Below are 23,579 nucleotides of genomic sequence, written 5' to 3'. Positions count from 1 at the left end.
CGTGGCGGCCGCGCTGCCCCTCGGGCGGCGACAAGAAGATTTCCATACCTCGAGGAGAAGCACCGTGACAGCACGCCGCCAGTTGATCATCCGTTCCGTCGCCATTGCCGCAGCACTTGCGGCCGGCGCGCCCGGCCTTGCGCTCGCGCAGGCCAAGCTGAAGGTGGCGGCGGTGTACACCGTGCCCTTCGAGCAGCAATGGGTGGGCCGCATCCACAAGGCGCTGAAGGCTGCCGAGGCACGCGGCGAGATCGAATACAAGGCCACCGAGAACGTCAGCAACGCCGACTACGAGCGCGTGATGCGCGAGTACGCCACGGCCGGCAACCAGCTGATCCTGGGCGAGGTGTTCGGCGTGGAGGCGGCAGCGCGCAAGGTCGCGAAAGACTTTCCGAAGGTCGCCTTCCTGATGGGCTCGTCGCTCAAGCCGCAGGCGCCCAACTTCAGCGTGTTCGACAACTACATCCAGGAGCCGGCCTACCTGAGCGGCATGGTGGCCGGCGGCATGACGAAGAGCAATCGCATCGGCATGGTCGGCGGCTTCCCGATTCCCGAAGTGAACCGGCTGATGAACGCGTTCATGGCCGGCGCGAAGGAAACGAACCCGAAGGTCGAGTTCAGCGTGAGCTTCATCAACAGCTGGTTCGACCCGCCGAAGGCCAAGGAAGCGGCCTTCGCCATGATCGACAAGGGCGCTGACGTGATGTACGCCGAGCGCTTCGGCGTCTCGGACGCGGCCAAGGAAAAGGGCAAGCTCGCCATCGGCAACGTGATCGACACGCAGAGCCAGTACCCAGACACGGTGGTCGCTTCGGCCCTGTGGAATTTCGAGCCCGCGGCCGACCGCGCGATCAAGCTCGTGAAGGAAGGCAAGTTCGCGGCCGAAGACTACGGCGTGTATGCGCAGATGAAGCACAAGGGCTCCGAGCTGGCGCCGCTGGGCACCTTCGAGAAGAAAGTGCCTGCCGACATCGTCGCCAAGGTGAAGGCCAGGCAGGCTGACATCCTCTCGGGCAAGTTCATCGTGAAGGTGGACGACGCGCAACCGAAGTCCACCGCAAAGTGAGCGCGCCGATGAAGATCCGCTGGGCTTCCCTTCTCGCGGCCGGCGTGCTGGCCCTTGGCCTCGTGGGCTGCGTTGGCGTCTACAAGGGTACCGGCGTCAGCATCAACAGCAGCACGCGCCTGGACGACACCCCGCGCATCGCGGTGCTCTCGGCCTTCGAGCCCGAGCTCAAGCTGCTGCTCACGCGTCTGCAAGGCCCCGTGAAGCACAGCGTGAACGGCGTGGAGTTCACCACCGGCACGCTCGAAGGCAAGCCCGTGGTGCTGTTCCTGTCGGGCATCAGCATGACGAACGCGACGATGAACACGCAGCTCGTGCTCAACCGCTTTCGCGTGACGAACATCGTGTTCAGCGGCATTGCGGGTGGCGTGAATCCATCGCTGCATGTCGGCGACGTCACGGTGCCGGCGCAATGGGGCCAGTACCTCGAAGTGCTGATGGCGCGCGAAACCGCGCCCGGCAAATACGCTGCGCCGCCCTTCATCACCGATGCCACGCTGCCCAACTTCGGCATGATGTTCCCGCGCCCGGTGGAGGTGCGCTCGGCCGCGCGTCCGGAGATCCAGCGCAAGTTCTGGTTCGAAGCCGATCCGAAGATGCTCGAGGTGGCACGCAGCATCCGCAACGTCGACCTGGCCAACTGCAGCGCCGGCAAGTGCCTGCCGCGCAAGCCCCAGCTGGTGGTCGGTGGCAACGGTGTCTCGGGCCAGGCCTTCATGGACAACAAGGCCTACCGCGAATACACCTACAAGACCTTCCAGGCCAACGTGCTCGACATGGAAACCGCAGCCGTGGGCATGGTCGCCTACAGCAACGGCGTGCCCTACATCGCCTTCCGCTCGCTCAGCGACCTCGCGGGCGGCGGCGACGGCGAGAACGAGATGGGCACCTTCATGGGCATCGCGGCGGACAACTCCGCCAAGGTCATGCTGGCTTTCCTGGCTGCGTGGAAGTGACCCCGCCTTCACTCCCTCCCACGGAGGGAGGAAGCGACGCCACCGTCCTGCGCCTCCAGGGCATCACCAAGCGCTTCGGCAGCCTCGTCGCCAACGACGCCATTTCCCTCGACCTGCAGGCCGGCGAAGTGCTCGCGCTGCTCGGCGAGAACGGCGCGGGCAAGTCGACGCTGATGTCTATCTTGTTCGGCCACTACGTCGCCGACGAAGGCAGCATCGAAGTCTTCGGCGCGCCGCTGCCTCCGGGCAACCCCAAGGCAGCGCTCGCTGCCGGCGTGGGCATGGTGCACCAGCATTTCACGCTGGCGGACAACCTCAGCGTGCTCGACAACGTGATGATGGGCACGGAGCCTCTATGGCGCCCGGTGTCGCGCCGCGCGGCCGCTCGCGCCCGGCTGCTCGATGTGGCTCAACGCTTCGGCCTGCCGGTGCAGCCCGACGCTCAAATTGGCAACCTGTCGGTGGGCGAACGACAGCGTGTGGAAATTCTCAAGGCGCTGTATCGCGGCGCGCGCATCCTGATCCTCGATGAGCCGACCGCCGTGCTGACGCCGCAGGAAAGCGAGGCACTGTTCGCCACGCTCGCGCAGATGGTGGCGCAGGGGCTGTCGGTGATCTTCATCAGCCACAAGCTCGGCGAGGTGCTGCGCGTATCGCACCGCATCGCCGTGCTGCGTGGCGGCAAGCTCGTGGCCGAAGCGCGCACGGCCGATACCACGCAGGCACAGCTCGCGCTGTGGATGGTCGGGCATGCAGTCGATGTGCCGCAGCGGCGGCCAGCCAAGTCGGTGGGCGATGCCGTCTGCGTTCTCGACCACGTGAGCACCGCATCAGACAAGAACGGCGGGCAAGACCGGCTGCGCGAGGTGTCGCTGACGCTGCGGGCTGGCGAGATCACCGCCATCGCCGGTGTTTCTGGCAACGGGCAGGTGGCGCTGGCCGAGCTGCTGTGCGGCACGCGCCGCGCCACGTCAGGCACCGCTCAGCTGATGGGCCGCGCCTTGCCGCCCTCGCCCGCCCGGCTGGTGCAGCGCGGCGTTGCGCGCATTCCTGAAGACCGGCACGCCGTCGGTGTGGTCGGCGACCTGCCGGTGTGGGAGAACGCTGTGTCGGAGCGCCTGCGCAGCCCGGTGTTCTCGCGCTGGTCGTGGATCGTGAAGCGCGCGGCCGCCCGCCTGCATGCGCGACGCATCGAAAAAGCATTCGACGTGCGCGGCGCCGGCCTGATGGCGCCGGCCCGTTCGCTCTCCGGCGGGAACATGCAGAAACTGATTCTGGGCCGCGCCCTGCTGGCGCCCGAGCAGCCCGAAATGGCCAAGGGCGACGACAACAAGAAGTACCCGAACCGCGCGCCGCGCCTGATCGTCGCGCACCAGCCGACCTGGGGCCTCGACATCGGCGCCGTGGCCTATGTGCAGCAGCAGCTGATTGCCGCGCGCGATGCCGGCGCGGCGGTGCTGGTGATTTCCGACGACCTCGACGAAGTGCTCGCGCTCGGCGACCGCGTGGCCGTGATGCACGGCGGCCATCTGGGCGAGGCACGCCCGGCCGCGGCCTGGACACGCGAAGCCATCGGGCTGGCCATGGCCGGCGCGACGGCTGCGCACGCCAAGGGAGCCACGCCATGATGCGGCTCGAACGGCGCCACGAAACCTCGCGCATGGCGCTGGTGCTTGCGCCCATCGGCGCGGTCGTCTTCACCATGGCAGTCAGCGCGCTACTCGTGCTGTGGGCCGGTGCGCCGGTCGGCCGCACCTACGCGCTGCTGCTGCAGGGCGGCTTCGGCTCGGTTTTCGCATGGAGCGAGACGCTGACGCGCGCGATCCCGCTCATCCTCACCGGGCTGGCGGCCACCGTCGCCTTCAAGGCGCGGCTCTTCAACATCGGCGCCGAGGGCCAGCTCTACGCCGGAGCGCTGGCCGCCGTCGCCGTGGGCGGCATGCATGGCGGCACGGGCTTCGAGCTGTCGCCGTGGCTGCTGTTTCCGCTGATGATGCTGGCCGCCGCCGTGGCGGGTGCGCTGATGCTGCTGGGCCCGGCGCTGATGAAGAACAAGCTCGGCGTGGACGAAGTCGTCACCACGCTGCTGATCAACTTCATCGTGCTGCTGGGCGTGTCGGCGCTGCTCGACGGGCCGATGAAAGACCCGAGCGCCATGGGCTGGCCACAGAGCGTGTCGCTGCAGTCCGATCTCGAACTCGGCAAGCTCATCGCACAGACGCGCGTGCACACCGGGCTGCTGTGGGCCGTGTCGCTCGCGGTGATGGTGTGGGCGGTTTTCAAGTACACGGTGCTGGGCTTCGACATCCGCGCTGTGGGTGCGAATACACGCGCCGCGGCCTTTGCGGGCGTGCCGGTGACGCGCACCGTGGTGATGGTGGCGCTGCTCTCGGGTGCGCTGGCCGGGCTGGCGGGCGCGATCGAGGTGGCGGGCCGCACAAGCTACGTCACGCTCGACATGTCGCCGGGCTACGGCTACACGGGCATCGTGATTGCAATGCTGGCGGGGCTGCATCCGCTGGGCGTGATCGCAGCCGCCGTATTCGTTGCGGGCGTGCTGGTCGGTGCAGACACCATGAGCCGTGCGGTCGGTGTGCCGACGTACATCGCCGACGTGATCGTTGCCGCATCGCTGATCGCGGTGCTGGTGGCGACATTGCTGACGCAATACCGGGTGCGGATGAAGAAATGACGGACTTCCTCGACATCCTCGCCAACCCCGCCTTCTGGGTCGCGGTGCTGCGCATCGCCACGCCGCTGATTCTGGGCACGCTCGGCGTGCTGCTTTGCGAGCGCGCGGGCGTGCTCAACCTCGGTATCGAAGGGATCATGGTCGCGGGCGCCTTCACCGGCTGGCTCGCGGTGTATGCGGGTGCGCCGCTGTGGGTGGGCGTCGGCGTGGCCGCGCTCACGGGCATGGTGTTCGGGCTGCTGCATGCCTTTCTGACCGTGGGCCTGGCGCTGTCGCAGCATGTGTCGGGGCTGGGCATCACGCTGCTTGCCACCGCGCTCAGCTACTTCGGCTACCGCGTGAGCTTTCCGAAAGTGAACACGCCGCCGACCATCACGCCGTTTGCGCCGATGGACTGGCTGCCGGTGCCGATCCTGAATGCGCAGACCGCGCTCACGCTATTCGCGCTGCTGCTGGTGCCCATGGTGGGCTGGGTGCTGTACCGCACGCCGCTCGGCCTGGCGCTGCGCATGGTCGGCGAGAACCCGCAGGCGGCCGAGAGCCAGGGCGTGTCGGTCGCGGCCACGCGCACCGGAGCCATCGTCGCGGGCTCGGCGCTGATGGGTGTGGCCGGCTCGTTCCTCACGCTGTCGGCTTTCAATGCCTTCTTCTTCAACATGGTGAACGGCCGCGGCTGGATCTGCGTGGCGCTGGTGGTGTTCGCTTCGTGGCGGCCGGGCAAGGCGCTGATCGGCGCGCTGCTGTTCGCATTCTTCGACGCGCTGCAACTGCGGCTGCAACAATCGGGCGATGCCGTGCTGCCCTACCAGCTGTACCTGATGCTGCCGTACCTGCTGTCGATCCTGGCGCTGGTGCTGGTGGCGCGCAAGGCGAGCTATCCGCAGGCGCTGATGAAGCCCTACCGAAAGGGGGAACGTTGATGACGATGATCGGGTCGCGAGTTCGGGCCACGTCGCTTTCCGCACTGCTGGCGCTCTCCGGCGTCGGGGCCCAGGCGCTGGGAATGGACTACAGCTACGAAGCCTTCAAGACGCCAGACGCGGTCAGCTGGGTTCAGATGTGCGGCACCTGGGGCAAGGACCACCAGGGCACCTACCGCGTGGTGCACGCCGACCAGTACGCGCAGTCGTTCCTGTACGTGCAGTGGATGACGCGCGACGCCAACGGCAGCCTGCATGCCGAGCACACGGTCGCCATCGCTGAACTCGACAACGACCATTCGGAGATCACGCTCACGGATCTAACCTGTCGCGCCACGCCGCGCGGCATCGTGGTGACGGCGAAGGCCGACTCCGGCCACGACGACAAGCTGCGCCGCGTGACCATCGAGGTCGGACCCGTGCCGGGGCAGTACCGGTACCGGGCGCAGAGCACGCGCTGAAGCGGCTCTCCGGCGGCGCTCAAAGCGGCCGAAAATACCGTTCAACCGATCACAGGGCCCCACGATGCTCGACCTCCTCATCACCAACGCCACCCTCCCTGACGGCCGCACCGGCATGTCGATTGCCGTCGAGGGCGGCCGTATCGCCGAAGTGGCCGAAGGCCTCGTCGCCCCGGCGCACGAAACGCTCGATGCGCAAGGCCTGCTGCTCGCGCCCCACTTCGTCGACCCGCATTTCCACATGGACGCCACGCTGAGCTACGGCCTGCCGCGCGTCAACGAAAGCGGCACGCTGCTCGAAGGCATTGCGCTGTGGGGCGAGCTGAAGCCGCTGCTCACGGCCGATGCGCTGATCGAACGCGCGCTGGCCTACTGCGACTGGGCCGTGGCCAAAGGACTGCTGGCCGTGCGCTCTCACGTGGACACCAGCGACCCGAGCCTGCTGGCGGTCGACGCGCTGCTTGAAGTCAAGCGCCGGGTGGCGCCCTACCTCGATCTGCAGTTGGTCGCCTTCCCGCAGGACGGTGTGTTGCGCTCCCCGGGCGGCGTCGAGAACCTGGAACGCGCGCTCGACAAGGGCGTGGACGTGGTCGGCGGCATTCCGCATTTCGAGCGCACCATGGCCGATGGCGCGGCCAGCGTGAAGCTGCTGTGCGAAATAGCGGCCGAGCGCGGCAAGCTGGTCGACATGCATTGCGACGAGTCCGACGACCCGCTCTCGCGCCACATCGAAACGTTGGCCTTCGAGGCGCAGCGCCTCGGCATGCAAGGCCGAGTGACGGGCTCGCACTGCACATCGATGCACTCGATGGACAACTACTACGTGAGCAAGCTGCTGCCGCTGATCGCGCAGAGCGGCGTGTCCGTCATCGCAAACCCGCTCATCAACATCACGCTGCAGGGCCGCCACGACACCTACCCCAAGCGCCGCGGCATGACGCGCGTGCCCGAGCTGATGGCCGCCGGCGTCAACGTTGCCTTCGGCCACGACTGCGTGATGGACCCGTGGTACGGCATGGGCTCGGGCGACATGCTCGAAGTGGCGCACATGGGCCTGCACGTGGCGCAGATGACCAGCCAGGCCGGCATCCGCCAGTGCTTCGAGGCGGTGACGACGAATGCGGCGCGCGTGATGCACCTGCAGGGCTACGGCGTCGAGGCGGGCTGCGACGCGAGCTTCGTGCTGCTGCAGGCGCGCGATCCGGTCGAGGCGATTCGCCTGCGCGCCACGCGACTCAAGGTGTTTCGCAAGGGGCGCTTGCTGGCCGAAACGCCTGCCGCCACTGCAAGCCTGCACCTCGCGGGACGCGACGCCGCAACGAGCTGGATGGCGCCGAAGCGCGCCGGCTGAGCGAGGCCGTCAGCCGGGCGGCAACGGCAGCCGCAGGCGTGCATGCAGGCCCTTGCCCGGGGGTGTCTCCAGTTCGAGCCGACCGCCATGCGCCTGTGCGATGCGCTGCACGATGGCCAGGCCGAGCCCCGCACCTGCCGTCCCGCCGCGATCCGCATCGCCACGGCGAAACGCCTGCTTGAGAGCATCCGCCTCGGCCGGGTCGATGCCGTCGCCGTGGTCGACGACTTCGACAATCGCCTCCTGCCCCACCACGCGCGTCGACAGCGTGACCGGCGCCCGGCCGTGGCGCCAGGCGTTCTCGATCAGGTTGCCGATGGCGCGCTGCATGGCTTGCTGGCGCAGCGGCAGCGTGGGCGCGCCGCCCAGCTGCAGCGCCATGGGCCGGCCATGGTCGGCGCTGGCTGCGCCGAGCGCCCGGGTCATGTCGTCGAGCGATGTCGGCACCGGGAGCTCGTCGCCATCGCCGCGCGCAAAGTCGAGGAACTGGCCGACGATGGCGTCCATTTCTTCCACGCTGCGCGTCATGCTGCTCACGAGCTCGGGCTCCATGCGGTCGCGCAATATTTCCACGCCCAGGCGCAGCTTGGTGAGCGGCGTGCGCAGATCGTGCGAGATGCCGGCCAGCATCAAGGCGCGCTCGCGCTCGGTCTGGCGCAGGCTGCCGACCAGTTGATTGAAGCTGCGGCTCACGGTCGCGACTTCGGTGGGGCCGTCTTCGGGCAGCGGCATGGGCTCGCGGCCCGCCGCCAGCGTGTGCGCGGCCTCCACCACGCGCACCAGCGGCCGGTTGAGCCGGCGCTGGAACCAAAGCGCACCCGCCAGCGCGAGCAACGCGCTCCCTACAGATACCGCCACCAGCGCACCCGTGAATTCGCGCGCGGGCAAGAGGCCGGGCATCACGACCCAGTGATCGCTTCCGTCGAGCGTGAGCCGCAGCGCCAGGCCGCCGTCGGGCTCGCGGCGCCACACGGCCTCCACGCCCTGGCTCGCGATGCGCGCCGACACCGAGCGCACGAAGCCGCGCTCCAGCGGCGTGAGCAGTGCGCGCGGGCCGTGCGCCTTGTCGGCACGGCCGGCCATCGCCTGCTGGTTGAACCCCTCCACGAATGCCGGCCGCTGGGCCGGCGGCAGTGCCAGCATGCCCGCGCGGATGGCTGCCACGTTGCGCGCCACGCTCTCGGCAATCTGGTCGAGCCGTGGCTTGATGACCATCTCGCGCAACAGCAACCCGCCGCCGATCTGGCCCAGCGCGATGAGCAGCACGAGCAGCAGCGCGTTGCGCCCGAACAGGCTGCGCGGAAAGAGCTTCATAGCACGAACAGGTAACCCACGCCCCAGACCGTGCGGATGTGGCGCGGCTGCGCGGAATCGGCCTCGATCAGCTTGCGCAGGCGCATGACCTGCACGTCGATGCTGCGGTCGGTGGCCTCGTGCTCGCGGCCGTGGGCCAGCTCGATCAGGCGCTCGCGGCCCAGCGGCCGGTTGGCGTTGAGTGCCAGCGCCTGCAGCAGCGAAAACTCACCGGTGGTCAGGGGGATGTCTTCTTTCGCGCCCTCCACCTCGCGCTCGAGGCGTCGCTCGCCAAGGTGCAGCGTGAAGGCGCCGAAGCGCACGCTTTCCTGCACCGGCGCCGGCCCGGTGTGCGCGCCCAGCATGCGCTGGCGCCGCACCAGCGCCTGGATGCGCGCCAGCAACTCGCGCGGGTTGAAGGGCTTCGGCAGATAGTCGTCGGCGCCCATTTCGAGGCCGACGATGCGGTCGACCGGGTCGCCGCGCGCGGTCAGCATCAGGATGGGAATGGTCTCGCCCTGAGCGCGCAGCCGGCGGCACACGGCCAGGCCGTCTTCGCCGGGCATCATGACGTCGAGCACCAGCACGTCGAAGCGCTCGCGCGCGAGCAGCTTGTCGAGCGGCTGGGCGCTCTCGACGGTGCGCACGGCATAGCCCTGGTCGCCGAGGTAGCGCTGCAGCAGCGCGCGCAGGTCGGCTTCGTCGTCGGCAATCAGGATGCGGGCCAGCGCTTCGGTCATGCGGCGAATCGTAACGGCGGCTGCCCTGCCCGGTCGCGCGGGAATTCATGACAAACGATGACAGAGCCCCGGACGGCCGCTCACGGATTGTCATGAACGCACCGCGCTGCGCCATGGTCGGCTCACATCTCGCGGCCACAGTCGCTTTCACGGCTTCGCGAGGTGCGCAGCCGGCACCGCAAGGAGTCTTGAACATGAAGCGCGTTCTTTCCCTGTCCACTTCCGCCGCGCTGGCCGGCGTGCTGCTGGCGGCGGCCTTCACGGCCACCGAGGCTGGCGCTGCCAGCCGGCATGTCGTGCGGCCCAACGCCGCGGGTGGCACCACCGCCACGAACATGCGCGCGGTACGCGGGCCCGGCGGAGGCTATGCAGCCCGCGCCGGCACGACCTCGGTCAACCCCGACGGCTCGGCCAGCCACCGCAGTGGCTTCGCTGCAGCCGGCACGCGCGGCAGCGCAGAAAGCAGCGGCAGCGCGAGCCGCGACGCATCGGGCAACGTGACCCAGAGCCGCAGCACCACCGCCACCAGCGCCGCCACCGGCAACAGCGTGCAGAGCAGCACGAGCTACAACAGCGCCACCGGCCTGACGCACAGCGCCATCTGCTACAGCGCGGCCGGCGCGGTCATTCCCTGCCGTTGATGCAAGGGAGCGTGACCATGACAACCCGCCACGTCCTGCCGCTGCTGCTCGCAGCCGTGTCCTTCGCCGCCTGCGCCCAGGCGCCCGATGCCGGCCGCGCCGAACAGATGCGCACCGAGCTGCACAAGCGCTTCGGCGCCGCCGACACCAACGTCGATGGCCGCCTCACACGCGACGAAGCACGCGGCAAGATGCCGTGGGTCTACCGCAACTTCGACGCCATCGACAGCGCTCACGCGGGCTCGGTGACGATGGCGCAGATCGAGGCCTATGCCGTGACCCAGCAACGCAGCAGCCGGCAGAAATAGCATGTCCTTCGACCTGATCCGCGAGGCGATGGGGCCGGGCATCGCGCTGTGGCTGACCGGCCTGCTCGTCTTCGTGCTGGCCGCAGCCACGCTCGAAGGCCTGGTGCAGAGCTTCGTGCGGCGCCAGGCCTACGACTGGCGCGCCTACGGCGCCTCGCTGGCCGACGCGGTGGGCCGGCGCGCGGTCGATGCGCTGGGCCTGTCGATTGCCGCGCCGGTGCTGGCCTGGGCGCATGCACACCGGGTCGACACCATTTCGCTGTCGACGCCCGCGGCCTTCGCACTGCTCTTCGTGGGGCAGGAGTTCTGCTACTACTGGTATCACCGCGCGGCACACCGCGTGCGCTGGTTCTGGGCCACGCACGCGGTGCACCACTCGCCCAACGAGCTCACGCTGGCTGCCGCGTTGCGCCTGGGCTGGACGGGCAAGCTCACCGGCACGGCCCTGTTCTTCGCGCCGCTGGTGTGGCTGGGCTTTCCGCCGCTGGCGGTGGTGGCCACGCTGGCGGCCAACCTGCTCTACCAGTTCTGGCTGCACGCGCCGTGGATGCCGCGCCTGGGGCCGCTCGAATGGGTGCTGAACACGCCGACTCACCACAAGGTGCATCACGCGTCGAACCCGGAATACCTCGACCGCAACTACGGCGGCGTGCTGATCGTGTTCGACCGGATGTTCGGCACCTTCGCTGCCGAGCGCGAGGACGTGACGCTGCGCTACGGCCTCACCACGCCGCTGCGCACCCACAACCCGTTGCACATCGCCTTCCACGAGTGGGCGAACCTGGGCCGCGACCTCTGGAAGGCCGACGGCTGGCGCGCGAAAATCTCGACCCTCTTCGGTCCTCCGGGAGCTTCGTCATGACACATTTGCTGCGGATCTGCGCGGCCTGGCTGGGCATGCTGGCCTTCTTTCCGGCGATGGCGCAGCAAGTTGGCGCGCCGGTCGCCCCCACCGGCGTGCAACGGCTTGCCGACGTGCCCTACGGCCCCGATGCACGCCAGCACATGGACGTCTATCTGCCACCGAACGCACGCAACGCCCCGGTGCTCGTGATGGTCCATGGCGGCGCGTGGATGTTCGGCAACAAGGCAGCCGCCTCGGTGGTCGACATGAAGATCGAGCACTGGGTGCGCGACCAGGGCTTCATCCTGGTGTCGGTGGGCTACCGCTTCGTGCCGCAGGTCGACGTGATGCAGCAGGCTCAGGACGTGGCGCGCGCGGTGGCCACTGCGCAGGCAAGCGCGCCTTCGTGGGGCGGCGATGCGGGCCGCTTCGTGCTCATGGGCCATTCGGCCGGCGCGCACCTTGTTGCGCTGGTCAGTGCATCGCCCGACATCGCGCGGCAGCAAGGCGCACGTCCGTGGCTCGGCACCGTGGCACTCGACAGCGCTGCGCTGGACACTGCGGCACTGATGCGACGTCGCCACATGCCCTTCTATGACCGCGTGTTCGGCAACGACCCCGCCTACTGGCGCACCGTATCGCCCACCGACACCCTTGCGCTTGGTGCACCGCCGATGCTGCTGGTGTGCTCGACCCAGCGGCGCGATGGCTCGTGCACGCAGGCGAATCAGTTCGCGACTCGGGTCACGGCAATTGGTGGCCGCGCGGAGGTAGTGCCTGAAGACCTCTCGCACGCGCAGATCGACGGTGAACTGGGCCTGCCCGGTGCATACACGGCGTCGGTCGACGTGTTCATCCGATCCCTGCGCAAGGCGCCGGGCGAACGCTAGGCCACGCGATCCGGCTGCGGCTCGGGCGCCAGTTGCTGCGCAAGCGCCTCCAGCGCCTCGCCCACCGGCCGCTCGACCTTCAGCGAAAGCAGCGCGTCCGCGCGCGTGCGCCCCAGGTTCACCGCCGCCACCGGTTTGCCCGCCGCGGCGGCCGCCTGCACGAAGCGAAAGCCCGAATACACCATCAGCGACGAACCGGCCACGAGCACCGCATCGGCCTCCTCCAGCGCCGCGAAGGCGGCCGTGACGCGCTCCTTCGGCACGCTTTCGCCGAAGAACACAACGTCGGGCTTGAGCAAGCCGCCGCAGTGCGTGCACGCGGGCACCTCGAAGGCGGAGAAATCATGGCCCTGGAGATCGGCGTCGCCGTCGGGTGCGGCACGGGCTTCGAGTGCGGCCCAACTCGGATTGCGCTGCCGCAATTCGAGTTGCAGCGCCGCGCGCGGCGTGCGCCGCTCGCAGGCCATGCAGCGCACGGTGTCGATGCGCCCGTGCAGGTCGATGGCGCCGCGGCTGCCGGCCGCTTCGTGCAAGCCATCGACGTTCTGCGTGAGCAGCGAACCCACACGACCCGCCGCCTCCAGCCGTGCCAGTGCACGGTGCGCCGCACCCGGGCGGGCGCCGGCCATGGTCGGCCAGCCGATCAGGCTGCGCGCCCAGTAACGGCGACGCGTGGATTCCTCGCCCATGAAGGCCTGGTAGGTGACGGGCGATGGGCGCTTCCATTCGCCCTCGACATCCCGGTAGTCGGGAATGCCCGATTCGGTGCTGCACCCCGCGCCGGTGAGCACGAAGAGCTTGCGGTGGCGGGTGGCGAAGTCGGCGAGCGCAGTGGAATTGGCGTCCATCCGGGGAGCATACGTGGCCGCGCCAGAGGCTGCGCGGCCGGGGAAATAGCCAGCCATTGCGCCCGCAGGCCACTCTTTCTACGATGCCTGCTTCCCCCCAAAAAAGGAATTCGCATGCAAGTACAAGGCGCCTGCCACTGCGGCCAGATCACCTTCGAAGCCGACATCGATCCGGAGAAGGTTTCGCTGTGCAATTGCAGCGACTGCCAGGTGCTGTCGGGCTCCGCCTACCGCGTGTCGGTGCCTGTGCCGGCCTCCAGCTTCCGGCTGCTGACCGGCACGCCGAAGACCTACGTGAAGACGGCGGACAGCGGTGCGCGGCGACGGCACGGCTTCTGCGCGAACTGCGGCTCCCCGATCTGGGCGGCCGCGGACAGCGACACGCCGCCAAGCTATGCGCTGCGCGTGGGAGCGCTGGCGCAGCGCGCATTGCTGCCCCCGCATCGCCGTATCTGGTGCCGCTCCGCGCTGGCGTGGTCGGAAGACCTGAGCGGGCTACCGGCCATCGACGGGCAACCCTCCTGAGCGCGGCAGCCTTAGAAGCGGACGCAGACGGATTGCCGCTCCTGCAGCACCGCCTCTTGAGCGAATCGCTGGCGGTAGGTGCCGATGATGCTGGCGATGGCGGCGTCGTCCTTGTCGCTGCGCGGATGCAGCAGCACCACCACCAGCTTGGAGCGCTCGCGCACCACCTCGCCCGACACGCCACGCCATTGGCCGGCGGCATCGATCACCGTCAGGCCCTGCGGAAAAGCCGGCGTCATGGTGGTGTCGAGAAAGCCCGTCCACTCCGCATCCGACACCTGGCCGCCCGAGGGAATGGCCCGGCCGAAATAGAGCGTGTCACGTTCGAAGGTCTCGAAGCTGCTCCCGCAGGCTTTCGCAGCACCGGGCGCCGATGGCAAGGCGCTGCATCCGGCGAGCGCCGCGGCCATCGCGACGGCTGCCAGCGCGGTGCGGACAAGGGGCGAAATACCTGTAGTCATGCGAATACCTCCATGCGTGATCAACCCGGTAGAAAGACCAGCGGCGCGGGCTGGCCCTCGGCGGGCGGCGTACCGTGGTCGAGCAGGCGCCAGCCGGGACTCCAGCGCGACAGACTGCCTTCGGCAACGGCGGCCTCCAGTGTCGTAGCTCTCCAGCCCCTTCGACAGTTCGGCGTTGATCGAGAGGCTCATGGGCGACGCGGATCAAGCCTCGGGCGCGATGGCCTCGGCGTATTCGTAGAGCGCGCCGAGGATTTCCTCGCCACGCTCGTCGGCGTTCTCGGACAGCGCATCGACCTCGCTGAACAGCATCTCGATGGTGCGCGCCCCGCCCTCGCCCTTGAAGAGCTTCGCCACGCGCAGGGCTTCCCAGCGTTCGGCCTCGTCCTCGTTGAGCAGCTCGGGCCAGTTGCGTGCGCGGTAGCGGAACAGGATCTCGTCGAGCCGTCCGTCGTCGAAGCCGGTGCGGTCCTTGGCCAGTTCTTCGGGCGACAGGCCGCGCAGCTGGTTGAGGCGCCGGCGGTCGGCGTTGCCGACGAAGCCGCCGTAGAGGTCTTCGTCGACGTCGGGCGTGGCCTCCTTCGGCCGGGCGTACACCTGTGACCAGATGGCGCTCATGTCGGGCAGGTCGCGCGCGATGGCGGCATGGCGCATGGCCGTGTCGAGGTCGACGCCCCAGCGCTCGGCCATGGCCGGTGCCAGCGTGCGCAGGTTGCCGACCACCATCGGCGACTTGTTCAGGTGCACGCCCTTCACGGGCAGGCGCACCACGCCTTCGGGCAGGTCGGCCGTGCGGGTGAACAGGCGCAGCCGCAGCGTGTCGGCGTCGATGTCGCGCAGCTCGCTCGGGTCGTGGGCAAGGTCCCAGGCAAGCAGCTCGTTCTTGTTGGTCGGATGGCTGGCCAGCGGCCACATCACGGCCAGGCAGCCGCGCTCGACCGGAAACATGCCCGAGACGTGCAGGAAGGGCTTCGCGGTTTCGCGCATCGCGGGCAAGCCTAGTTCGCTGGCAACGCGGTCTTTCTTGTGCAGGCCGAATGCGAAGTCGAACAGCTTGGGCTGCTTGTCGCGGATCAGGCGTGCCAGTGCAATGGTGGCGCGCACGTCGGAAAGCGCATCGTGCGCCGACTCGTGCAGCAGGCCGTTGGCACGCGCCAGGTCTTCGAGCTTGAAGCTGGGCTTGCCGTCTTCCTTCTTCGGCCACTCGATGCCGTCGGGGCGCAGCGCGTACGTGAGGCGCACCACGTCGAGCAGGTCCCAGCGGCCGCAGTCGTTCTGCCATTCGCGCGCATACGGGTCGATCAGGTTGCGCCAGAACAGGAAGCGCGTGACCTCGTCGTCGAAGCGAATCGTGTTGTAGCCCACACCGATGGTGCCGGGCTGCGAGAAGGCGCGCTCGATGTGCGCGGCGAATTCATGCTCGGGAATGCCACGCTCCAGGCACACCTGCGGCGTGATGCCGGTGATCAGGCAGGCCTCGGGGCTGGGCAGATAGTCCGGCGCGGGCTTGCAGTAGATCATCAGCGGCTCGCCGACTTCGTTGAGCTCGGCGTCGGTGCGGATGGCGGCGAACTGCGAGGGACGGTCGCGACGCGGCACCGCGCCGAAGGTTTCGTAGTCGTGCCAGAGAAAGGTATGGTTCATTCAGAGCAAGGGTGAAAACAAGCGCGCAATGGCGTCGCCGAGGCGGCGCCAGAAACTCTGGTGCCGGTTGCCGCGCACCGCGCTGGAACTCTGCAGGTCGGTCTCGAACTGCGCCGCCAGCGGCCGGGTCAGTTCCGGACCATAAACCACCGCGCACACCTCGAAGTTGAGGCGGAAGCTGCGGTTGTCGAAATTCGCGGTGCCGATCATCGCGCAATGGTCGTCGACCACCAAGGTCTTGGAGTGCAGCATGCGCGCCTTGTACTCCCAGACCTTCACGCCGGCGGCGATGAGCTCGTCGAAGTACGAGCGCGCGGCGGCGCTCACGACGGCTGAGTCGCTGCGGCGCGGCACGAGCAGGCGCACATCGACGCCGCGCAATGCGGCACTGGTGAGCGCCATCAGCGCCGGCTCGCCGGGCACGAAGTACGGCGTAGTGAGCCAGGCGCGATGCGTGGCCGAATGGATCGCCTCGACGTGCATCCGGTGGATGGCTTCCATCGCATTGTCGGGGCCGCTGGTGACGATCTGCACGGGGATGTCGCCGGCTTCCAGCTGCGGCAGCATGGCGTTCAGGGTGTCGTCCATGCCACGCGGGTCTTCACCGGTGGCGTAGGTCCAGTCTTCAAGGAAGGTGGTTTGCAGCCAGCGCACCGCGCTGCCCTCGATGCGCAGGTGCACGTCATGGTAGGCGTCGGGGTTGGTGCGCTTGTCTTCCTCGTCGGTGATGTTCACGCCGCCCGTGAAGCCGACGCGACCGTCGCACACCACGATCTTGCGGTGGGTGCGGTAGTTGGTCACCGGGCGCAGGCGCCGGCCAATCTTGGTGTCGTGAAACAGCGCGACCTTCACGCCTGCCTCGAGCATCGGCGCCATGAAATTGCGGCCGATGCGCTTGGAGCCCAGTGCGTCGATCAGCAGCCGCACCGTCACGCCCTGCTTCGCGCGCTCGATCAGCAGGTCGCGCAAGGCAGTGCCGATCTTGTCGGGCTCGAAGATGTAGTACTCGAGGTGGATGTGGTTCTGCGCGGCGCGCACGGCCTCGAAGATCGCGTCGAAAGTGCGTGCGCCGCCTGAAAGCAGCTCGACATCAACGGCGCTCGACACCGGCAGCCCGCAGGTCGCGGTGCCCAGTTTGGCCATCTGCTGCAGCGCCGGCGGAGCGTTCTGCGCCGCGTCGCGCAGCCGCGCCACGTCGGCCTGGGCGGAGGCGCCAGCGCGGCTGCGCAGGCGCTTGAGCCGCTGTTTTCGCAGGCGCTGCGGCCCGAGAAAGTAGTAGATGACGAAGCCCGCAAACGGCAGCAGCGCCAGCGACAGGATCCAGCTCATGGTGGACACCGGCGCGCGCTTCTGCATCACGATCCAGACCGACAACACCGCGATGTAGCCGCTCCACGCCAGGGAGAGGCCGGTTTTCCATTCGTGGCTGAGTTCGGGGAGGATCAAGGCGAGGAGGCTTCGTGATTTCGGCGGCCCAAAGAAAAAGGCCGGCAGCGTGATGCTACCGGCCTTTGGAGGCGGTTCCGCAACCTCATCGGCCGCGGACTGCCCGGTTCTTTCAACCTGTCGCAGCTTCTTCCGCTTCGGGCTTCGACTTGCCTTCCTTCTTCGAAAGTGGCTGGATGTCGAGCAGCACTTCGTCCTTGTCGTCGAGGTCGACTTCGAGGCGGCCGCCGTCGGTCAGGCGACCGAACAGCAGTTCGTCGGCCAGCGCACGACGGATCGTGTCCTGGATCAGGCGCTGCATCGGGCGTGCGCCCATCAACGGATCGAAGCCCTTCTTCGCCAGGTGCTTGCGCAGCTTGTCGCTGAAGGTGACTTCAACCTTCTTCTCGCTGAGTTGCGTTTCCAACTGGAGCAGGAACTTGTCGACCACGCGCAGGATGATGTTTTCATCGAGCGCCTTGAAGTTGACGATGGCATCCAGCCGGTTGCGGAACTCGGGCGAGAACAGGCGCTTGATGTCGCCCATTTCGTCGCCCGCCTGGCGCGGGTTGGTGAAGCCGATGGTCGCCTTGTTCATGGTCTCGGCACCCGCATTCGTCGTCATGATGATGATGACGTTGCGGAAGTCGGCCTTGCGCCCGTTGTTGTCAGTCAGCGTGCCATGGTCCATGACCTGCAGCAGCACGTTGAAGATGTCCGGGTGCGCCTTCTCGATTTCGTCGAGCAGCAGCACCGCGTGCGGCTTCTTCGTGACGGCCTCGGTCAGCAGACCGCCCTGGTCGAAACCGACGTAGCCCGGAGGCGCGCCGATCAGGCGACTCACCGCATGACGCTCCATGTACTCCGACATGTCGAAGCGGATCAGCTCGATGCCCATGATGTAGGCCAGCTGCTTCGCCGCTTCGGTCTTGCCGACGCCCGTGGGGCCGGAGAACAGGAACGAGCCGATCGGCTTGTCGCCCTTGCCCAGGCCCGAGCGCGCCATCTTGACCGCGGAGGCCAGCACTTCGAGCGCCTTGTCCTGGCCGAACACCACGCTCTTGAGGTCGCGCTCGATGGTCTGCAGCTTGCTGCGGTCGTCGTTGCTGACGTTGGCCGGGGGAATGCGCGCGATCTTCGCCACGATTTCCTCGACTTCCGTCTTGCTGATGGTCTTCTTGCGCTTGCTCGGCGGCAGGATGCGCTGGGCGGCGCCGGCTTCGTCGATGACGTCGATGGCCTTGTCGGGCAGATGACGGTCATTGATGTACTTGGCGCTGAGCTCGGCCGCGGCCTGCAGGGCCGCCACGGCGTACTTCACGCCATGGTGTTCCTCGAAGCGCGACTTCAGGCCCTTCAGGATGTCGACGGTTTCCTGCACCGACGGCTCGACCACGTCGACCTTCTGGAAGCGACGCGAAAGGGCCGCATCCTTTTCGAAGATGCCGCGGTACTCGGTGAAGGTGGTCGCACCGATGCACTTGAGCTGGCCGCTGGAGAGCGCCGGCTTGAGCAGGTTCGACGCGTCGAGCGTGCCGCCCGAGGCCGCGCCCGCACCGATCAGGGTGTGGATTTCGTCGATGAACAGGATGGCGTTCGGCTTGTCCTTGAGCGACTTGAGCACGCCCTTCAGGCGCTGTTCGAAGTCGCCGCGGTACTTGGTACCGGCCAGCAGCGCGCCCATATCGAGCGAGAACACGTTCGACTCGGCAAGGATCTCCGGCACGTCGCCTTGCGTGATGCGCCATGCGAGGCCTTCGGCGATGGCGGTCTTGCCCACGCCGGCTTCACCCACCAGCAGCGGGTTGTTCTTGCGCCGGCGGCACAGGATCTGGATGACGCGCTCGACCTCGTACTCGCGGCCGATCAGCGGATCGATCTTGCCGTCCTTGGCCATCTGGTTGAGGTTTTGCGTGAACTGCTCGAGCGGCGACGCCTTCTCGTTGCGTTCGCCGCCGCCGTCTTCGCCCTCGCCCGAAGGCGCTTCGCCGCTGCCCTTGACGGCTTCAGGCGGATCACTCTTCTTGATGCCGTGGGCAATGAAATTGACCACGTCGAGGCGGGTGACGCCCTGCTGGTGCAGGTAGTACACGGCGTGCGAGTCCTTCTCGCCGAAGATCGCGACCAGCACGTTGGCGCCGGTGACTTCCTTCTTGCCGTTGCCGGTGGACTGCACATGCATGATGGCGCGCTGGATGACGCGCTGGAAACCCAGGGTCGGCTGGGTGTCTACATCGTCGGTACCCGCCACCTGAGGCGTGTTGTCCTTGATGAAGTTGGTGAGCGACGCCCGAAGGTCGTCGACGTTCGCCGAGCAGGCACGCAGAACTTCTGCGGCGCTCGGGTTGTCCAGCAAAGCGAGCAGCAGATGCTCCACGGTGATGAACTCGTGGCGCTGCTGCCGGGCCTCGACAAAGGCCATGTGCAAGCTGACTTCCAGTTCCTGGGCAATCATGTGATTTCCTTTTGCCTTGCTGTAAATAAGTTCTCAGATGGGTTGGAGCTTGCGCAATTCAACAGGTTCACGCAACTGGCTCACTGACACATTGCAGCGGGTGCCCAGCCTGCTGCGCCGCTTCCATGACCTGATTGACCTTGGTGGCCGCCATGTCGCGGGAATAGACCCCACAGACGCCGCGGCCATCGAGGTGGATCTTCAACATGATCTGGGTCGCGGTTTCTCGGTCCTTGCTGAAATATTCCTGCAGCACGACGATCACGAACTCCATGGGGGTGTAGTCGTCGTTCAGCATGACCACCTGGTACATCTGGGGCGGCGCGGTTTTCTGCGGCCGGCGCTCCAGGACGACCGAATCTCCGTCATCCCCGGCCGGCTTCTGAGCCGGCGGAGTGTTGGGAGTTTTGGGAATTCTCGTTGCCATGAAAAAGATTCTATAGAGCGTGCAAGCACCGTGCCGGCGAAAAAAACTTGGTGGCGCGTATCCGACAATTCAAGGGCATTGCGGCGGTTGCGACAGTATTTTTGATGAAGCGCACCCGCGAAGAGCTTTAGGCAAAAAGGGACGGCTGCGACCTGATCGAAGAGCCAATAAAAAGCCCTTGAATTCCTTCTGGAAGTTCAAGGGCTCATTGCATTGCAACGACGTCGCAAGACGTCGAAGCGCACGGCAATTACATGTGGTCGATCATCACTTGGCCGAAGCCCGAGCAGCTCACCTGCGTCGCACCGTCCATCAGGCGGGCGAAGTCATAGGTGACCTTCTTGCTGGCAATCGATTTTTCCATCGAGCTGATGATCAGGTCGGCAGCGTCCTTCCAGCCCATGTGGCGCAGCATCATTTCGGCCGAGAGGATCTCGGAGCCTGGGTTCACGTAGTCTTTGCCGGCGTACTTGGGTGCCGTGCCATGGGTGGCTTCGAACATGGCGACGGTGTCGCTCAGGTTCGCGCCCGGGGCGATGCCGATGCCACCGACCTGCGCAGCCAGCGCGTCGGACACGTAGTCGCCGTTGAGATTGAGCGTGGCAATCACGCTGTACTCGGCGGGACGCAGCAGGATCTGCTGGAGGAACGCATCGGCGATGCTGTCCTTGACGGTGATTTCCTTGCCCGTCTTCGGGTTCTTGAACTTCATCCACGGGCCACCGTCGATCAGTTCGGCACCGAATTCCTTGGCAGCGAGGCCGTAACCCCAATCACGGAAGCCACCTTCGGTGAACTTCATGATGTTGCCCTTGTGCACCAAGGTGACGCTGGGCTTGTCGTTGTCGATGGCGTACTGGAATGCCTTGCGCACGAGGCGCTCGGTGCCTTCCCTCGACACAGGCTTGACGCCGATGCCCGAGGTGTTGGGGAAACGGATCTTCTTGACACCCATCTCGTCCTGCAGGAACTTGATGAGCTTCTTGGCCTTGTCGCTTTCGGCTTCGAACTCGATGCCCGCGTAGATGTCTTCCGAGTTCTCGCGGAAGATCACCATGTTGGTCTTGTGCGGCTCGCGCACTGGGCTCGGCACGCCTTCGAAGTACTGGATGGGGCGCAGGCAAACGTAAAGGTCGAGTTCCTGACGCAGCGCGACGTTCAGCGAGCGGATGCCACCGCCGACGGGCGTGGTCAGAGGGCCCTTGATGGAGACCACGTAGTCGCGCACAGCGTGCAGGGTTTCCTCGGGGAGCCAGACGTCGGGGCCGTAGACCTTGGTCGACTTTTCGCCGGCATAGACCTCCATCCAGTGGATCTTCTTCTTGCCGCCGTAGGCCTTGGCCACCGCTGCGTCCACCACCTTCAGCATCACTGGCGTGATGTCCAGGCCGGTCCCGTCGCCTTCGATGAAAGGAATGATCGGTTGGTCAGGCACATTCAGCGAGTTGTCGGCGTTGACCGTGATCTTCTGACCTTCAGTCGGGACTTTGATGTGCTGATAACTGGTCATGAGGGGGAATGGCTCCGGGATTGACGTAATTTTGACGACTGTCAGCGAATTCAGACACGGGGTGGATTCGCTGTACAGCCCGCGAACAAATCGCTGTACATTTTAGACGCAACCCATCAGCAAGCGTTTGTCAACCGGCGAGCCAATGGGCTCGTTAGTGGCTGACCTTCTGCTCGCCGGGAGGCGTTTCCAACCAATTCTCGATAGAGGAATCATCAATGAGCAAAATTCTCGCAGTCATGATCGCTGGCCTGTTCGCCGCTGGCGCTTACGCCCAAAACCCGGCCGGTACGACGCCTGAGCAAGGTAACGCCACCAACAGCAAGTCGCAGCAACGTGCCGAAGCCAAGAAGGCTGCCAAGCCCGCTGGCCAAGTCAAGGCTGCCGCTGGCGACGAAGCCAAGACGCCCGAAGGCGGCGCCATCGGTGCCGACAAGGCTGCTGCCTCTGGCGAGAAACGCGCAAGCACCCGCGACCAGCGTCGTCGCAACAAGGACGGCAGCGTGAAGCGCAAGTCGACCCAAGGCGGCACGCCTGACATGGCAGGTGCCAAGTAAGTCGGCCCAGCCCAGAAAAGAGCGCTCTTCGGAGCGCTTTTTTTTCGCCTGCCGCAAGCGTTCTGTTGTCAACCGCAGGAATCGGCCTCCGTTGAATGTCTACCTTCCGCAGGGAGGGCAATCCAAATCAACGAATTTCAAAGGATATGTTCATGAACAAGCTGCTCGCAGCCCTGGTCGCCGGTCTCTTCGCTGCCGGTGCTTTCGCTCAACAAGCCGAACCCACCACCGCTGCTCCCGCAGCCGCTCCCAAGACCGCCAAGCACGCGCCTGCCAAGAAGCACGCTGCGGCCAAGAAACACAAGGTCAGCCACGTGGCCAAGGCCCACACAGCCGCTGCCAAGAAGGTGTAAGCTTTCGCGCTCACCGGCAATGCCCGCATCAGCGGGCATTTTTATTGGCGTTTTTTTGATTTAGGCCGGGCCCTGACCCCGCCCTGAAAGAGTTGCCCGATGTTCCAGCGTCTAGCCGCCCTGCTCCTCGCGTCCGCGTCCTTCATGATGCCTGCGCACGCCCAGCAGCAACCCCAGACCGACCTGCCGCGTACGCAGTTGTCGGTCGGCCTGTACAAGATCGATGCGCAGATTGCGCAAACACCCCTGCAACGCGAAATCGGCCTGATGTTCCGCAAGGAAATGCCGCAGGCTGAAGGAATGATCTTCGTGTTCGAGCAGCCTGCCACTCAGTGCTTCTGGATGCGCAACACGATCCTTCCGCTGACCGCCGCCTTCGTGGCCGACGACGGCCGCATCGTCAACTTGGTCGACATGCAACCCATGACCGAGAACTCGCACTGCTCTCTGGAGCCCGTGCGCTACGTCCTCGAAATGAACCAGGGCTGGTTTGCCAAGAAGAACATCAAGAAGGGCGCAAAGCTCGGCGGCGAACTGTTCGCAGCCACCAAACGCTGAGTTTTTGCCGCCTGAAGCCCGCAAAAAAGCCGACCCTTGAGTCGGCTTTTTTGATGGGGAAACCCGGGCTCAGCCGAAGTTCTTGGCGACAAAGTCCCAGTTCACCAGCTTGGCCAGGAAGGTCTCGACGAACTTCGGGCGCAGGTTGCGGTAGTCGATGTAGTAGGCGTGTTCCCAGACGTCTACCGTCAGCAGCGCGCTGTCTGCAGTGGTCAGCGGCGTGCCGGCGGCGCCGGTGTTCACGATATCCACGGAGCCGTCGGCCTTCTTCACCAGCCAGGTCCAGCCCGAGCCGAAGTTGCCCACGGCCGACTTCACGAAGGCTTCCTTGAAGGCGTCGTAGCTGCCCCACTTGGCTTCGATGGCCTTGGCCAGCGCGCCAGTGGGAGCGCCGCCGCCCTGGGGCTTCATGCAGTTCCAGAAGAAGGTGTGGTTCCAGATTTGCGCGGCGTTGTTGTAGATGCCGCCGCTGGACTTCTTGATGATCTCTTCAAGCGTCAGCGACTCGAACTCAGTGCCCTTTTGCAGGTTGTTGAGGTTCACCACGTAGGCGTTGTGGTGCTTGCCGTAGTGGTACTCGAGGGTTTCCTTCGAATACTCGGGTGCCAGCGCGTCGAGGGCGTACGGCAGGGGTGGGAGCACATGTTCCATGGT

The 23,579-nt window shown here is 66.4% G+C and carries 25 protein-coding genes; 15 read left to right on the top strand and 10 right to left on the bottom strand.

All coding sequences use genetic code 11. The features are described from left to right. Positions 1-64: 64 nt before the first annotated feature. The 7 genes from NWF24_RS13170 (at position 65) to NWF24_RS13140 (ending at position 7,446) form a co-directional block, all read left to right on the top strand. Positions 65-1,066: a BMP family protein gene (locus tag NWF24_RS13170; RefSeq protein WP_258354530.1), complete on the top strand. Its 1,002-nt coding sequence runs from the start codon at positions 65-67 to the stop codon at positions 1,064-1,066. A gap of 8 nt (positions 1,067-1,074) precedes the next feature. Continuing rightward, a complete protein-coding gene (locus tag NWF24_RS13165) occupies positions 1,075-2,022 on the top strand; it encodes a 5'-methylthioadenosine/S-adenosylhomocysteine nucleosidase (protein WP_258354529.1) in 948 nt (315 codons plus the stop codon). Continuing rightward, positions 2,019-3,650 (top strand): ABC transporter ATP-binding protein, encoded by a 1,632-nt coding sequence (locus NWF24_RS13160; protein ID WP_258354528.1) that lies wholly within the window; start codon positions 2,019-2,021, stop codon positions 3,648-3,650. Before NWF24_RS13165 ends, NWF24_RS13160 begins: the two co-directional genes overlap by 4 nt. Further along, complete coding sequence (locus tag NWF24_RS13155) at positions 3,650-4,714, top strand: ABC transporter permease (RefSeq protein WP_258355286.1); 1,065 nt, start codon at positions 3,650-3,652, stop codon at positions 4,712-4,714. Before NWF24_RS13160 ends, NWF24_RS13155 begins: the two co-directional genes overlap by 1 nt. Continuing rightward, complete coding sequence (locus NWF24_RS13150; protein WP_258354527.1) at positions 4,711-5,634, top strand: ABC transporter permease; 924 nt, start codon at positions 4,711-4,713, stop codon at positions 5,632-5,634. Before NWF24_RS13155 ends, NWF24_RS13150 begins: the two co-directional genes overlap by 4 nt. Continuing rightward, positions 5,634-6,095, top strand: a complete 462-nt coding sequence (locus tag NWF24_RS13145; RefSeq protein WP_258354526.1) for a hypothetical protein — start codon at positions 5,634-5,636, stop codon at positions 6,093-6,095. Before NWF24_RS13150 ends, NWF24_RS13145 begins: the two co-directional genes overlap by 1 nt. Before the next feature lie 64 nt (positions 6,096-6,159). Next, positions 6,160-7,446 carry an amidohydrolase family protein gene (locus NWF24_RS13140; protein WP_258354525.1) on the top strand — a complete coding sequence of 429 codons (1,287 nt, stop codon included), beginning with the start codon at positions 6,160-6,162 and terminating at the stop codon, positions 7,444-7,446. Between the two features lie 9 nt (positions 7,447-7,455). Here the strand turns inward: NWF24_RS13140 and NWF24_RS13135 are convergent, their stop codons facing one another. Next, complete coding sequence (locus tag NWF24_RS13135) at positions 7,456-8,760, bottom strand: ATP-binding protein (protein ID WP_258354524.1); 1,305 nt, start codon at positions 8,758-8,760, stop codon at positions 7,456-7,458. Beyond that, positions 8,757-9,479, bottom strand: a complete 723-nt coding sequence (gene ompR, locus NWF24_RS13130) for an osmolarity response regulator transcription factor OmpR (protein WP_258354523.1) — start codon at positions 9,477-9,479, stop codon at positions 8,757-8,759. The genes NWF24_RS13135 and ompR overlap by 4 nt, the downstream gene beginning before the upstream one ends. 194 nt (positions 9,480-9,673) lie before the next feature. Here ompR and NWF24_RS13125 point away from each other — a divergent pair, with 194 nt between their 5' ends. The 4 genes from NWF24_RS13125 to NWF24_RS13110 are packed head-to-tail and all read left to right on the top strand — an operon-like array spanning position 9,674 to position 12,162. Continuing rightward, on the top strand, positions 9,674-10,120 hold the full coding sequence (locus NWF24_RS13125) for a hypothetical protein (RefSeq protein WP_258354522.1): 447 nt from the start codon (positions 9,674-9,676) through the stop codon (positions 10,118-10,120). Between the two features lie 17 nt (positions 10,121-10,137). Further along, a complete protein-coding gene (locus NWF24_RS13120) occupies positions 10,138-10,428 on the top strand; it encodes an EF-hand domain-containing protein (RefSeq protein ID WP_258354521.1) in 291 nt (96 codons plus the stop codon). Between the two features lies 1 nt (position 10,429). Next, a complete protein-coding gene (locus NWF24_RS13115; protein WP_258354520.1) occupies positions 10,430-11,290 on the top strand; it encodes a sterol desaturase family protein in 861 nt (286 codons plus the stop codon). Beyond that, positions 11,287-12,162 carry an alpha/beta hydrolase gene (locus NWF24_RS13110; protein ID WP_258354519.1) on the top strand — a complete coding sequence of 292 codons (876 nt, stop codon included), beginning with the start codon at positions 11,287-11,289 and terminating at the stop codon, positions 12,160-12,162. Before NWF24_RS13115 ends, NWF24_RS13110 begins: the two co-directional genes overlap by 4 nt. Here the strand turns inward: NWF24_RS13110 and NWF24_RS13105 are convergent. Continuing rightward, positions 12,159-13,010 carry an NAD-dependent protein deacetylase gene (locus tag NWF24_RS13105; RefSeq protein WP_258354518.1) on the bottom strand — a complete coding sequence of 284 codons (852 nt, stop codon included), beginning with the start codon at positions 13,008-13,010 and terminating at the stop codon, positions 12,159-12,161. The two genes, NWF24_RS13110 and NWF24_RS13105, sit on opposite strands and share 4 nt — an antisense overlap. Positions 13,011-13,124: 114 nt before the next feature. Between NWF24_RS13105 and NWF24_RS13100 the strand changes: the two genes are divergently transcribed. After that, positions 13,125-13,535 carry a GFA family protein gene (locus NWF24_RS13100; protein ID WP_258354517.1) on the top strand — a complete coding sequence of 137 codons (411 nt, stop codon included), beginning with the start codon at positions 13,125-13,127 and terminating at the stop codon, positions 13,533-13,535. A gap of 11 nt (positions 13,536-13,546) precedes the next feature. Here NWF24_RS13100 and NWF24_RS13095 read toward each other — a convergent pair whose 3' ends face one another. From NWF24_RS13095 to icd, 6 genes are all read right to left on the bottom strand, one after another. After that, positions 13,547-13,996 carry a DUF3574 domain-containing protein gene (locus tag NWF24_RS13095; protein WP_258354516.1) on the bottom strand — a complete coding sequence of 150 codons (450 nt, stop codon included), beginning with the start codon at positions 13,994-13,996 and terminating at the stop codon, positions 13,547-13,549. A gap of 204 nt (positions 13,997-14,200) precedes the next feature. Beyond that, entirely contained in the window at positions 14,201-15,640 is a 1,440-nt protein-coding gene (gene sbcB / locus NWF24_RS13090) for an exodeoxyribonuclease I (protein ID WP_258354515.1), read from the bottom strand. After that, positions 15,641-17,086 (bottom strand): cardiolipin synthase, encoded by a 1,446-nt coding sequence (gene cls / locus NWF24_RS13085; protein WP_258354514.1) that lies wholly within the window; start codon positions 17,084-17,086, stop codon positions 15,641-15,643. A gap of 112 nt (positions 17,087-17,198) precedes the next feature. Next, a complete protein-coding gene (gene clpA / locus NWF24_RS13080) occupies positions 17,199-19,520 on the bottom strand; it encodes an ATP-dependent Clp protease ATP-binding subunit ClpA (RefSeq protein WP_093056971.1) in 2,322 nt (773 codons plus the stop codon). A gap of 67 nt (positions 19,521-19,587) precedes the next feature. Next, positions 19,588-19,947, bottom strand: coding sequence for an ATP-dependent Clp protease adapter ClpS (gene clpS, locus NWF24_RS13075; protein ID WP_070060554.1), 360 nt, complete (start codon positions 19,945-19,947; stop codon positions 19,588-19,590). Positions 19,948-20,197: 250 nt separating this feature from the next. Next, the gene (gene icd / locus NWF24_RS13070) at positions 20,198-21,457 is read right to left on the bottom strand and encodes an NADP-dependent isocitrate dehydrogenase (RefSeq protein WP_258354513.1); all 1,260 of its coding nucleotides are present in this window, start codon (positions 21,455-21,457) and stop codon (positions 20,198-20,200) included. A 218-nt stretch (positions 21,458-21,675) separates the two neighbouring features. On the opposite strand from icd, the gene NWF24_RS13065 reads away from it, so the two are divergent. From NWF24_RS13065 to NWF24_RS13055, 3 genes are all read left to right on the top strand, one after another. Then, positions 21,676-22,014, top strand: a complete 339-nt coding sequence (locus NWF24_RS13065) for a cell envelope biogenesis protein TolA (protein ID WP_093056973.1) — start codon at positions 21,676-21,678, stop codon at positions 22,012-22,014. 152 nt (positions 22,015-22,166) lie between these two features. Next, positions 22,167-22,367 (top strand): hypothetical protein, encoded by a 201-nt coding sequence (locus NWF24_RS13060; RefSeq protein WP_258354512.1) that lies wholly within the window; start codon positions 22,167-22,169, stop codon positions 22,365-22,367. A 99-nt stretch (positions 22,368-22,466) separates the two neighbouring features. Next, positions 22,467-22,925, top strand: coding sequence for a DUF192 domain-containing protein (locus NWF24_RS13055; protein WP_093173288.1), 459 nt, complete (start codon positions 22,467-22,469; stop codon positions 22,923-22,925). Positions 22,926-22,994: 69 nt separating this feature from the next. Here the strand turns inward: NWF24_RS13055 and NWF24_RS13050 are convergent, their stop codons facing one another. Further along, entirely contained in the window at positions 22,995-23,576 is a 582-nt protein-coding gene (locus NWF24_RS13050; RefSeq protein WP_258354511.1) for a superoxide dismutase, read from the bottom strand. Positions 23,577-23,579: the final 3 nt, after the last annotated feature.

Origin of the sequence: Variovorax paradoxus, from assembly GCF_024734665.1 — a bacterium.
GTDB lineage: Bacteria > Pseudomonadota > Gammaproteobacteria > Burkholderiales > Burkholderiaceae_C > Variovorax.
The sequence above is the reverse complement of the archived record's forward strand: the minus strand, read 5'-3'. Positions and strand labels throughout refer to the sequence as shown.